The organism is Elioraea sp. (assembly GCF_051860475.1).
Classification (GTDB): Bacteria; Pseudomonadota; Alphaproteobacteria; order Acetobacterales; family Acetobacteraceae; genus Elioraea.
Map to the genome: position 1 here is coordinate 1 of NZ_JBHYDW010000139.1, position 11791 is coordinate 11791.

General features: G+C 69.7%; 9 protein-coding genes, 1 tRNA gene and 1 pseudogene. 8 read left to right on the plus strand and 3 right to left on the minus strand.

Annotated features, from left to right (window positions below):
- The first annotated feature begins 66 nt into the window (after window positions 1–66).
- Window positions 67–579 (plus strand): DUF1028 domain-containing protein, encoded by a 513-nt coding sequence (locus tag ACTIFU_RS19135; RefSeq protein ID WP_439579918.1) that lies wholly within the window; start codon window positions 67–69, stop codon window positions 577–579.
- A gap of 191 nt (window positions 580–770) precedes the next feature.
- On the opposite strand, the pseudogene ACTIFU_RS19140 reads toward ACTIFU_RS19135, so the two are convergent.
- From ACTIFU_RS19140 to ACTIFU_RS19150, 3 genes and pseudogenes are all read right to left on the minus strand, one after another.
- Window positions 771–1061 (minus strand): annotated as a pseudogene (locus tag ACTIFU_RS19140) (transposase); the annotation flags it as partial.
- A gap of 238 nt (window positions 1062–1299) precedes the next feature.
- A tRNA-Arg gene (locus ACTIFU_RS19145) sits at window positions 1300–1376 on the minus strand.
- A 146-nt stretch (window positions 1377–1522) separates the two neighbouring features.
- Entirely contained in the window at window positions 1523–1969 is a 447-nt protein-coding gene (locus ACTIFU_RS19150) for a MarR family winged helix-turn-helix transcriptional regulator (protein WP_439579919.1), read from the minus strand.
- A gap of 324 nt (window positions 1970–2293) precedes the next feature.
- On the opposite strand from ACTIFU_RS19150, the gene ACTIFU_RS19155 reads away from it, so the two are divergent.
- From ACTIFU_RS19155 to ACTIFU_RS19185, 7 genes are all read left to right on the plus strand, one after another.
- Window positions 2294–2725 (plus strand): VOC family protein, encoded by a 432-nt coding sequence (locus tag ACTIFU_RS19155; RefSeq protein ID WP_439579920.1) that lies wholly within the window; start codon window positions 2294–2296, stop codon window positions 2723–2725.
- Window positions 2726–2776: 51 nt separating this feature from the next.
- The gene (locus ACTIFU_RS19160; RefSeq protein ID WP_439579921.1) at window positions 2777–3130 is read left to right on the plus strand and encodes a DUF1428 domain-containing protein; all 354 of its coding nucleotides are present in this window, start codon (window positions 2777–2779) and stop codon (window positions 3128–3130) included.
- A 337-nt stretch (window positions 3131–3467) separates the two neighbouring features.
- On the plus strand, window positions 3468–7334 hold the full coding sequence (locus ACTIFU_RS19165; RefSeq protein ID WP_439579922.1) for a hydantoinase B/oxoprolinase family protein: 3867 nt from the start codon (window positions 3468–3470) through the stop codon (window positions 7332–7334).
- 16 nt (window positions 7335–7350) lie between these two features.
- Complete coding sequence (locus tag ACTIFU_RS19170) at window positions 7351–8955, plus strand: ABC transporter substrate-binding protein (RefSeq protein WP_439579923.1); 1605 nt, start codon at window positions 7351–7353, stop codon at window positions 8953–8955.
- Between the two features lie 6 nt (window positions 8956–8961).
- The gene (locus tag ACTIFU_RS19175; protein ID WP_439579924.1) at window positions 8962–9972 is read left to right on the plus strand and encodes an ABC transporter permease; all 1011 of its coding nucleotides are present in this window, start codon (window positions 8962–8964) and stop codon (window positions 9970–9972) included.
- A complete protein-coding gene (locus ACTIFU_RS19180) occupies window positions 9969–10871 on the plus strand; it encodes an ABC transporter permease (protein ID WP_439579925.1) in 903 nt (300 codons plus the stop codon). Before ACTIFU_RS19175 ends, ACTIFU_RS19180 begins: the two co-directional genes overlap by 4 nt.
- Window positions 10868–11791, plus strand: a 924-nt coding sequence (locus ACTIFU_RS19185) for an ATP-binding cassette domain-containing protein (protein WP_439579926.1), incomplete at its 3' end; no start/stop codon positions are given. The genes ACTIFU_RS19180 and ACTIFU_RS19185, both read left to right, overlap by 4 nt.

Sequence of the window (11791 nt, forward strand, 5' to 3'; positions counted from 1 at the left end):
GCCATGATCCGCATCATGCTCCGACGCCTCGCCGCAACCTCCTCAGCGTGAATCAGAACTTCCCGGATGGGCTCTAAGGTCCTGCTGGAGCTGGAGGAGAGCGACGGTCGGGAGAATATCGAGTGGCGCCAGATCATGGTCATCGACAAGGATGGGAACACGGCGGCGCGTACCGGCTCGTGCAACGAGGAATGGCGCGGCCATATCGCAGCGAAGAACGTTTGCGTCGCGGGAAACCGGCTGTCGAACGACAAGGTCGCACAGGCGATGATGGATGGCTTCCTGGCCGCAGAGGGCGAACTCGCACACAGGCTTCTCGTCTCCCTGGAAGCTGGTCGCGACGCGGGCGGCCAGGTGGCGGGGCAGTACTCGTCCGCTCTGATCGTGCATCACGAACGGACCTATGCGCTGGTGGACCTGCGCGTGGACGAGAACGATGAGCCGATTGCCGAGCTGCGGCGGCTCTATGGGCTCTACAAGCCGCTGATCCCCTACTACCTGCAACGGCCGTCCAATCCGTCCATGCCGCGCGACGATGATTGGCGGAAGAAGCTCGGCATCGCCGGGGGGCCGCGCTGAGCAAACGGTTGCGGCACAGATCCGGCGCTGTCGCACCCGCCGGGTGCTCCACTAGCAGGCTGCTGAAAAGCAGTTGCAGAGGCGTGTGTTTGGCGGCGGCAAAGAGCTGTTTTGTGGGTTGCGACGCCGAGTAGCCCGCGTCGTCGGCCGATCTTCGTGGTCGGTGGCACACGCTGGGCAGACTCCGTGCGTCATGTCGTCGCGCTCAGGAGCTTCGGCAGGCGGACGAGGTTGTAGGCGGCCATGGCGAGGGTGAACTGCCAGTCGATCTTGGCAAGGCCGCGGTGCCGCGCCTTGCGCAACCCGGCCACCGTCTTGGCCCAACCGAAGGCCTCGTCGATCCGCTTCCTGATGCGCTGGCTGACGACATAGCCGGGGTGGCGGGTGGTGCGGCGGTCGATCGCCGAGCGCCGTCCGCTGGTGTTCTGCGCCACGTGCGGCGTGACGTTGATCTCGCGCAGTTCGGCGATGAAGTCCTGGGTGTGTCCTCTGGACGACCTGCGGTCCCGAAGCCCTTGTCGCCGTCCAGCGCCTTCGCCGCCTCCGCAACGCTGCGGCCCTGGGCGATCAGCACCTCCGCCTCACGCAGCTTCCCGATCATCTCCCCGACCGCGTGCCGCTTCCTACCCATCACAACCTCCTCATCGGTCCGAAAGAAAATAGCCCCCGGACCACCAATGCGGGGAGGGTCAGGCACGAGTTCTCAGTTTCATTCGGGAGTGGCGTCCCCGACAGGATTCGAACCTGTGGCCCCCAGATTAGGAATCTGGTGCTCTATCCGGCTGAGCTACGGGGACGCTTGCGACAGCCTCGCCCGGGCTCCTTAGCACAGCGCGCCGCACGGCGGCATCCCGGTCGCCACCACCCCTCCCGGGCCCTGACCGTCGTGACCGGGCACAGGCCACCGCGCCCCATCCGGACCAGCCCGCTTCACGGACATCCCTTACACCAGCGTTCCAAGCGATGCGCGCAGCGCATCCGCGTTACCCCCCGGCAGCAGACGCTCCAGCGCCCGGTGCGTCTCCTTCCAGATCGGCACGGCGCGGGTCAGCAACGCCCGCCCAGGGCGCGTCAACACCAGCACCCGGCTCCGCCGGTCGGTCGGGTGGGGCCGCACCTCCACTAGGCCGCGCCGCTCAAGCGGCTTCAGTGCCGCCGTCACCGTCGTCCTGTCCATCGCCAGGAACGACGCGACCCGGCCCATGGTCGGCGGCTCCGGGCCGGTCAACGACATCAGCAGCGAGAACTGGCCGTTCGTCAGACCGAGCGGACGGAACGCCTCGTCGAACCGTCGCGCCAGGGCGCGTGCGACACGCTGGACGTGCAGGCACAGGCAATGGTCCCGCACATGCGCCGCCGTCTCGCGTGTCACATCAGCGGGGTTTGACATGGTCCATTTACGTTGATATCAACTTTACGGTCAAGGCCATTCGTTGCGGCATGGCCACGCTACGCCGGCCCAGGAGACGAGGATGGCCGACTGCCCGGATGATCCGACTGCACGCCTGCGAACCCCCGCCTGGCACCGGCTGCACGGGCGATCCGGCCGCGGACTCGGCGCCGGTATCGCTGCCGCAACGCTATCACACCGCCGCGCGTCTGCGCAGGCGGGCCCCGAGGATGCGGCGATCGGCGCCGAGTTCCTGCGCCTGGCGCTGCAGGCAGATTGCCATCGACCACCCTCCTCCCGACCCCGGCAGCCAAGGAGCTCCCGATGCCCGACGACACCATGCCCGCAGCGACGCGCCCTGATCCTTCCGTGATGCGCGGGGTCATTCCCTATCTCGGCCTCAACGGCCGCGCCGGCGAGGCGGCCGAGTTCTACGCCCACGCCTTCGGAGCGCGCGACCTGGGCCGCTTCCCCGACGAGCAAAAGCCCGGTCGCTTCATGCATGTACAGATCGAGATCAACGGTGGTGCGCTGATGATCACCGACCACGGCGGCTGCGACGGCGCACCGGTGCCGCAGCCGCAGGGCTTCCACCTCCAGCTCGTGGTCGCCGATGGCGATGCCTGGTGGTCGCGCGCGGTCGCCGCTGGCTGCGTCGTGGAGATGCCGTTCGAGCGCCAGTTCTGGGGCGACCGCTGGGGAATGCTGCGCGATCCCTTCGGGCTGCACTGGGCGATCAACGAGCCCGCCGCGTGACGTGCCGGCGCGCTGGCCGGATGCCCTGCCGCTGAACAGGACGACAGGACAATGAGCTATGTCGACGGGTTCGTCGCTGCGGTGCCGACCGCGAACCGGGAGGCCTACCGCCAGCACGCCGAGATGGCGGCCACGGTGTTCAGGGACCACGGCGCCCTCAGAGTCGTCGAATGCTGGGGCGAGGACGTGCCCGACGGCGAGGTCACCTCCTTCCCGATGGCCGTCAAGGCTCGGCCGGACGAGACGGTGGTGTTCTCATGGATCATCTGGCCGTCACGCGAGAGGCGCGACGCGGGGATGGCAGAGGTCATGGTCGATCCGCGCCTGAAGCCAGACACCAATCCCATGCCCTTCGACAGCAAGCGGCTCATCTATGGCGGCTTCCAGGTGATGCTGGAGCTCTGAGCCGGCCTGGCATGCAGAGGGTCGTTCCGCGTCCCTGATCCGGCGGCGGCGCCAAACGGGCCGGGCGCCTCCGGCGGCGCCCTGGTCCCGGTGTCGCGGAGCGGCCGGATGGTCCGCTACGGCAGGGCGGGTCGCGATCGCTCGCCGCCGGATCGGACGCTCCCGCCGCCGTTCACCGCGCATTGCACCGACATCGTATCGATCATCCTGCACTCGCCATCACGGGGGCCCGGCGTCGCGGGGATGCTCGCGTGCAGATCCGGCCGCGGCCGCAAGCCTATGGCGTGTGAGGATTCCAGGTTAGGCTCCGCCCACAGGGCTGGACTCCGGGGACAGTATGCGCACACGCTGGCGGATTGGCTTCGACATCGGCGGCACGTTCACCGATTTCATCCTCGCCGATGCCGTGACGGGCGAGATCCGGCTGCACAAGTGCCTCACCACGCCTGCCGACCCGTCGGTCGGCGCGCTTCAGGGCCTCGCGGAGGTGACCGAGGCGGCCGGTATCACCCTTGGCGAGGTGGGCGAGATCCTGCACGGCACGACGCTCGTCACGAACGCGATCATCGAGCGCAACGGCGCGAGACTTGGCTTGATGACCACGCTGGGGTTCCGCGACCTGCTCGAGATGGGCACCGAGCAGCGCTACGACATCTACGATCTGTTCCTGCGCTATCCCGAGCCGCTGGTCGCACGCCGCCACCGTCTCGAAGTGCCGGAGCGGATGGACCGCGACGGCAACGTTGTCGCCCCGCTCAACGGGACCGCGGTCGAGGCGGCCGCGCGGCGCCTGAGGCACGCAGGCGTCGAGGCGGTCGCGATCGCCTTCCTGCACAGCTACCGCAACCCCGCCCACGAGCGCGAGGCCGCGGCGATCGTGCGGCGCGTCGCACCGGACCTCGCGGTGTCGATCTCCTCGGACGTGGTCGCGGAACTGTGGGAGTTCCAGCGCACCGTCACCACGTGCGCCAACGCCTACGTGCAGCCGCTGATGGACCGCTACATCACGCGGATCGAGCGCGAGCTGTGGGCGCGCGGGTTCCGCGGTGCGCTCCGGCTGATGCACTCGGCGGGTGGGCTGGTGTCGCCCGAGGCAGCGCGCGCCTTCCCGATCCGGCTGCTGGAGTCCGGACCCGCCGGCGGCGGGCTCGCCACCGCCCTGTTCGGCGCACGCGCCGGCCAGCGTGACGTGATCTCCTTCGACATGGGCGGCACCACCGCCAAGGCCTGCCTGATCGAGGACGGCCGCGCCGAGGTCACGGCGATGATGGAAGCCGGCCGCGTGCATCGTTTCAAGAAAGGATCGGGCCTGCCGATCAAGGCGCCGGTGATCGACATGATCGAGATCGGTGCCGGCGGCGGCTCGGTCGCGGCGATCGACGAGGTCGGGCTGCTGCGCGTCGGCCCGCATTCGGCCGGCGCCGATCCGGGTCCCGCCTGCTACGGCCGCGGCGGGACCGAACCGACCGTCACCGACGCAAATGTGGTGCTCGGCTGGTACGATCCCGGCTTCTTCCTCGGCGGACGGATGACGCTCGACACGGCCGCCGCCGAGGCCGCCGTGGCGGCGGTCGGGGCGCGGATCGGCCTGTCGGCGGTAGATGCCGCCTGGGGCATCGCCAAGGTGGTCACCGAGAGCATGGCGGCGGCCGCGCGCGTGCATCTGGTCGAGAAGGGCAAGGACCCGCGGCGCTACGCCATGGTCGGGTTCGGCGGCGCGGGGCCGGCCTATGCGGCGATGGTCGCGCGCGCGCTCGGTGTCGCCGAGGTGATCGTGCCGCCAGCCTCCGGCGCCGCCTCCGCGCTAGGGTTCCTGGTGGCACCGCTCTCGTTCGAGCAGGTGCGCTCGCAGCCCATGGTGCTCGCGCCGGGCTTCGACGCGGCGGCGGCGAACGCGGTGCTGGACGCACTCGAGGCCGACGGACGGCACCTGCTCGCAGGGTCCGGCGTGGCGGCAGCGGACATGCGTGTCGAGCGCTCGGCCGACATGCGGCTGGTCGGCCAGGTGCATGACATCACCGTCCCGCTGCCCGACGGCGCCCTCGGCGAGGCGAGCCTGGAGGCGATCCGCGAGGCCTTCGCGCGCGTCTACACCGCGCGCTACACCGCGCTGTTCACAGGTGCCGCGATCGAGGTGCTGTCGTTCCGTGTCCGTGTCGTCGGCCCGGAGCCCGAACTCGCGCTGCGCCAGGCCGGCGCCGATGCCGCAGGAGACGCCAAGCGCAAGGGCAGCCGGCGCTGCTGGTTCGGCGATGCCTGGCACGAGGCCTCGGTCTGGAACCGCTACGCGCTCGAGGAAGGGGACCGGATCGCCGGTCCCGCCATCGTCGAGGAGCGCGAGGCGACCACGATCGTGCCGCCGGGCGATACGCTCAGCGTCGACGCGGCGGGCAACCTGCGCATCGCGGTCGTGAGGATGGCGATCCGGGACGCGGTGGTCACGCGGGAGATGCCGCTTGCCGAGACGATGGCGCGGATCGAGTCCGATCCGATCGCGCTCGAGATCATGTGGAGCCGGCTGGTCACCGTGGTCGAGGAGATGTGGCTGACGGTCTGCCGAACCGCCTTCTCGCTGATCATCTCGGAGGCGCAGGATTTCGCCTGCGAACTGCTCGACCCCGAGGGCGAGACGCTCGCGCATTCCCCGCGCGCCATGCCGGTGTTCAACCTGACGGTCCAGCGGGCGGCGAAGGCGCTGCTCGAGCGCTTCCCTGCCGAGACGCTGAAGCCGGGCGATGTGCTCACCACCAACGACCCGTGGCTCTGCGCCGGACATCTGTTCGACATCGCGATCGCCACGCCGGTGTTCAAGGATGGGCGGATGGTCGCGTTGATGACCTGTGTGGGTCATGTCTCCGACATCGGTGGCACCAAGGACGCGCTGCGTGCCCGCGAGGTCTACGAGGAGGGGTTGCAGATCCCACCGATGAAGCTCGTCCGCGAGGGTGTCGCAAACGACGACCTGTTCGCGCTGATCGCCGAGAACGTGCGCAACGCCTGGCAGGTGCTCGGCGACATCCACGCCATGATCGCGGCCAATGCGCTGGGTGCGGAGCGCCTCCTCGCGTTCATGGACGAGTACGGCATGCACGACCTGAAGGCGCTCGCCGCGGTGGTGCAGGACCGCGCCGAGGCGGCGATGCGCGCGGCGGTGCGCGCGCTGCCCGATGGCATCTACCACTCGACCGTGCAGAACAACCCGCTCGGCGAGGTGCAGACCTTCCCGCTGAAGGTGACAGTCGCCGGCGATGCGATCGAGCTCGACTTCGAGGGCACGCCGGCGCAGCTGCCGCGCGGCGGGCTGAACTGCACGCTGAACTACACCGCTGCGCACGCGACCTATCCGCTGAAATGCATGCTTTCGCCGAACGTGCGCGGCAATGCCGGCTGCTACCGCCCCTTCACGGTGAAGGCGCCCGAGGGCTCGATGCTGAACTGTACCAAGCCCGCCTCGGTGAACCTGCGCACGCGCACCGGCTGGTACATCGCCCCCAACATCTTCCGCGCGCTCAGCGAGGCGGCGCCGGACGCGGTGCAGGCCGCCACCGGGTTGCCCGTGTCGATCTCGATCTACGGCTACGAAATCGACGGCAGGCTCTACTCCGACCACCTCTTCATGGGCGGCGGGCAGGGTGCGTCCGGCGCGGGCGACGGGAAGTCCGGGCTGCTCTGGCCGACCTCGGCGGCCAACACCTCGATCGAGCTCTTGGAGCAGCGCGTGCCGGTGCTGGTGGAGGAGAAGGCGTTCGTCACCGACACCGGCGGCCCCGGGACGCGCCGCGGTGGGCTCGGCCAGCGGGTGCGGCTGCGCAAGCTCTCGGCCGACGGCAAGCCCACGCTCGCCTCGCTCTACCCGGAGGGCGTGCGCGTGCCGATGCCTGGCCTGTTCGGCGGGCAGCCCGGCGGGCGCGCCTGGGGCGGCGTGCGCGACCGTTCGGGCGCGGTTCTGAAGGATGCCGGCACCGGCGAGCTCGTCACGCTGACGGAGCCGGGCGAGATCGCCGAGGTGCTGCTCTGTGGCGGCGCGGGCTACGGCGATCCGCGCGCGCGTCCGCTTGCCGCGATCGCGGCCGATCTCGCCGATGGGCGGATCAGCGCGGAGAGCGCGGCACGCGACTATGGCGTGGTGTTGCGCGAGGATGGCACTCTGGATGAGGAGGCGAGCCGCGCGCGACGGGCGGAGACCCGCGCCGCGGCCGAGTGAGGGAAAGGGACGACACATGAACGATCTGATGATCGGCCGGCGCGGCGCGCTGACGGTCGGGCTTGGTGCCGCGGGGCTGCTCGCCTCGGGCGCGCCGGTGGTGGGGTTCGAGCGGGACGGCGCGCGCAAGATCGTCGTGTTCGCCGGCGGCCAGCCGGTGCCGGTGCTCGATCCGCATGTGCGCTACGATTGGTCGACGCGCATGATCCAGAGCTCGCTCTACGACGCGCTCGCGAAATACGTGAACAACCCGCCCGAGATCGTCCCCTGGCTCGCCGAGCGCTGGGAGGCGAGTCCGGATCGCACCGTCTGGACCTTCCATCTGGTGCGCAATGCGAAGTTCCACAACGGCGACCCGGTCGATGCCGAGGCCGTCCGCTACTCGTTCGAGCGCGGGCTCCGGATGAACAAGGGTGTGGCCTGGATGCTGAAGGACGTGCTGGCGCCCGACGCGATCGCCGCGGTCGATGCGCACACCGTCCGCTTCACGCTGTCACGGCCGATGCCCAGCTTCCTCACCTTCATCCCGCTCTGGTTCATCGTGAACCCGAAGCAGGTGCAGGCGAATGTCGACGGCAACGACTGGGGCGAGAAGTGGCTGACGGTCAACGACGCCGGCTCCGGCCCGTTCAGGCTGCGCCGCTTCGAGCCGCAGTCGATCATCCATCTCGACACCGTGGCCGACTACTGGAAGGGCTGGCCGATGGGCGAGGAGCGTCGCCTCTCCGGCGCGATCTACCGCATCGTGCGCGAGCCCGCGCCGCGCCGCGCGCTGCTGCTGCGCGCCGAGGCCGACTGGATCACCGAGGTGCCGGCGGACGATTTCGACCAGCTCAAGGGCCAGCGCGGCATCCGCCCGGAGGACCACAAGGGCATCACGACCTTCGCGATCACCATGAACACCACGCGCGGGCCGACCGCGGACCTGAACGTCCGCAAGGCGATCGCCCACGCGATGGACTACGACGCGCTGATCCAGATCCACAACGGCGGCGCGTCGCTGATGACCAGCCCCTTCCCCGAGCCGATCCCGGGCTACATCCCCGTGCCCGACATGCCCAGGCGCGATCTCACGAAGGCGCGCGAGTTCCTCTCGAAGAGCGCCCATCCGAACGGCGGGTTCGAGCTGGAATACGTGCACGTCCAGGGGCTCGAGGATCCGCGCCGCATCGGGCTCGTGCTGCTGAACGCACTCCAGGCGCTGAACATCAAGGTGAACATCGTCGGCCAGCCCTGGCCGACCATGGTCGCGCGCGGCGCACGCGCCGAGACCGCACCCGACATGGTCTCGGTCTATGTCACGCCGGTCTCGACCGACCCGGACGTGATCGCGGGCAAGTACCATACCCGCGCGCACGGCAATTTCTGGGGCATGCACCACCTGACCGATGCGCAGATCAGCACCTGGGTCGATCAGGCGCGGGTTGAGACCGATGACGCCAAGCGCAACGCGCTCTACGCCGAGATCCAGAAGCGCGTGGTCGCCCTGCAGCCGGAGATCTTCGGCATGCTGGCCAACCGCCGCTGGCTGATGCGCGACTGGGTGCGCGGATTCACCTTCTGCCCGCTGCGGCTCACCGGCGAGGTCGATCTCTATCCGATCTGGATCGACGCGGCCTAGATCGGCGTGCTGGGCTATGTGGCGCGGAGGATCGGGCTGACCGGGCTGATGCTGTTCGGCCTCGTCTGCATCACCTTCGTCGTCTCGCATGTCGCCCCGTCCGACCCCGCCGCGCTGGCGGCGGGGCCGGATGCGACGCGCGACATGGTGGAGACGATCCGGCGCGAATACGGGCTCGACCGCCCGCTGCCCGAGCAGTTCGTCCGCTACATCGCGGACCTGCTGCGCGGCGACCTTGGCCGCTCGCTGGTGACGACACGGCCGGTCGTCGACGATCTCGCGCGCTTCTTCCCCGCGACCTTCGAGCTCGTGCTGCTGTCGATGACGCTCGGCATCGCCGCGGGCGTGCCGCTCGGGATGCTCTCGGCGGCGCTGAAGAACCGTGCGCCCGATCACGCGACGCGCTTCATCGCGGTCTCGCTGATCGCGCTGCCGGCGTTCTGGTTCGGCATCCTGCTCCAGCTCCTGTTCTCGGTGAACCTGGAATGGCTGCCGACCTCGGGCCGACTCGAGGTCGCCACACCGGTGCCGCCGTTCGTGACGGGAATGTACCTGGTGGACTCCCTGCTCGCCGGCCAGGGCGAGACGTTCCGCGACGCGCTCGCCCACGCGGTGCTGCCGGCGCTGGTGCTGTCCTTCCCCTGCCTCGCCTCGATCCTGCGGGTGAACCGCGCCGAGATGATCGAGGTGCTGTCCTCGGACTATGTCACCGCCGCGCGCGCGCATGGGGTCTCGCCGATGCGGGTGATCTGCGTGCATGCGCTGCGCAACGCGATGCTGCCCACGCTCGCGATCATCGGGCTGCGCTACGGCTGGATGCTCGGCTCGACCGTGCTGGTGGAGACCGTGTTCGACTGGCCCGGGATCGGGCTCTATGCAGTCTCCTCGGCGATCGCGGGCGACTTCAAGCCGGTGATGGGCGTCACGCTGCTGATCGGCCTCAACTTCATGATCGTCAACCTGATCGTCGATCTGCTCTACGGCGTGCTCGACCCGCGGCTGCGGAGCGCCACGTGAGCGTGGCCGTCGCCCGCGCGGGCTTCGCCGAGCGCCATGCCGCGAGCCTGCGCCAGCTCCGCTTCTATGCCTGGAGCTTCTCGCGCAGCCCCTCGTCGATGCTGGGGCTCGCCATCGTCGTCGTGTTCCTGGTGCTCGCCGCCATCGGCCCCTGGATCGTGCCCTATCCGCAGGACACCGAGGGGGCGATGAACCTCGCGAACCGGCTCAAGCCGCCCTCGGCCGCGCACTGGTTCGGCACCGACGAGATGGGCAACGACCTCTACTCGCGCGTGGTCGTCGCGACGCGCACCTCGCTCTGGGTCGGGCTGACCATCGTCGGGGTCGCGACCGCGATCGGCACGCCGCTCGGCATCGCCGCGGGCTATTTCGGTGGGCTCACCCGCACCGTGATCATGCGCATCACCGACGTGTTCCTGAGCGTGCCCGGCATCGTGCTGGCGCTCGCCATCGTCGCGGCACTCGGCCCGGGCATCCTGAACGGCATCGTCGCGCTCTCGATCGTGTGGTGGCCGGGCTATGTGCGCCTGGTCGAGGCCAAGGCGCTCGCGCTGCGCTCAGAGCCCTTCGTCGAGGCCGCGCGTTCGGTCGGCGCCTCGCATGCGCGCATCCTCGCCGTCCACATCCTGCCCAACTGCACCTCGCCGATCATCGTCAAGGCGTCGATGGACATGGGGCTCGCGATCCTCGCCGCCGCGAGTCTCGGCTTCATCGGCCTCGGCGCCAAGCCGCCGGCCCCCGAGTGGGGGGCGATGATCTCGGTCGCGCGCACCTACATGCCGAACTGGTGGTGGTACGCGGTGTTCCCGGGCTTCGCGATCTATCTCACCGTGCTGGGCTTCAACCTGTTCGGCGACGGGCTGCGCGACATCCTCGACCCGAAGAGCAATCGCGGGTGACGGCGCCGCTGCTCGATATCGTGGACTACCGGCTTGCGTTCGACGGCTTCGAAGGCCGCGCGCAGGTGCTCGACGGCATCGACCTCGCGGTCCAGCCGGGCGAGACCGTCGGCATCGTCGGCGAGACGGGCTGCGGCAAGTCCGTGCTCGCCCGTTCGATCGCACGGCTGATCGAGATGCCGCCCGGTCGTGTGCTCTCGGGCACGATCCGGTTCGACGGCGCGGATGTACTCGCGATGGACGAGACGGCGCTGGCGCGGCTGCGCGGGCCCGGTGTGGCGATGATCTTCCAGGACCCGATGACCTACCTGAATCCGGTGTTCTCGATCGGAGCGCAGATGGTCGACGTCATCCGCGCGCATGACCGCGCCGCCGGCAAGGCCATGCGCCCGCGCGCGGCAGCCCGCGCCGTAGCCGCCGAAGTGCTCGGCGCGGTGCGGATGCCCGAGCCCGACCGCCTGCTCGACCGCTACCCGCACGAGCTTTCGGGCGGGATGCGCCAGCGCGTGCTGATCGCCATGGCGCTCGCCGGCGAGCCGAAGCTGCTGGTCGCCGACGAGCCGACCACCGCGCTCGACGTCACGATCCAGGCGCAGGTGCTGCGGCTGATCGAGGAGCTGGTGCGCACGCGCGCGCTGACGCTGCTGTTGATCAGCCACGATCTCGGCGTGATCGGTGCGCTCTGCCGGCGCATCGTCGTCATGTACGCCGGCGGTGCTGCTGTTCGACCGCCCGCGCCATCCCTACACGCGCGGCCTGCTCGCGGCCGTGCCCGATCTGTCGCGGCCAGACCAGCGCGTGCAGGCGATCCCCGGGCACATCCCGAACCTGCTCGACCCTCCTGCGGGCTGCCGGTTCCATCCGCGCTGCCCGCTCGCGATCGCGCGCTGTGCCGTCGAGAAGCCGCCCCTGCGCGCGGT

What these genes read in the sequence shown, in the direction of transcription:
- ACTIFU_RS19135 (WP_439579918.1), top strand. Translation starts at nt 67, where the DNA reads ATGGGCTCTAAGGTCCTGCTGGAGCTGGAGGAGAGCGACGGTCGGGAG.
- ACTIFU_RS19150 (WP_439579919.1), bottom strand. Translation starts at nt 1,969, where the DNA reads ATGTCAAACCCCGCTGATGTGACACGCGAGACGGCGGCGCATGTGCGG.
- ACTIFU_RS19155 (WP_439579920.1), top strand. Translation starts at nt 2,294, where the DNA reads ATGCCCGACGACACCATGCCCGCAGCGACGCGCCCTGATCCTTCCGTG.
- ACTIFU_RS19160 (WP_439579921.1), top strand. Translation starts at nt 2,777, where the DNA reads ATGAGCTATGTCGACGGGTTCGTCGCTGCGGTGCCGACCGCGAACCGG.
- ACTIFU_RS19165 (WP_439579922.1), top strand. Translation starts at nt 3,468, where the DNA reads ATGCGCACACGCTGGCGGATTGGCTTCGACATCGGCGGCACGTTCACC.
- ACTIFU_RS19170 (WP_439579923.1), top strand. Translation starts at nt 7,351, where the DNA reads ATGAACGATCTGATGATCGGCCGGCGCGGCGCGCTGACGGTCGGGCTT.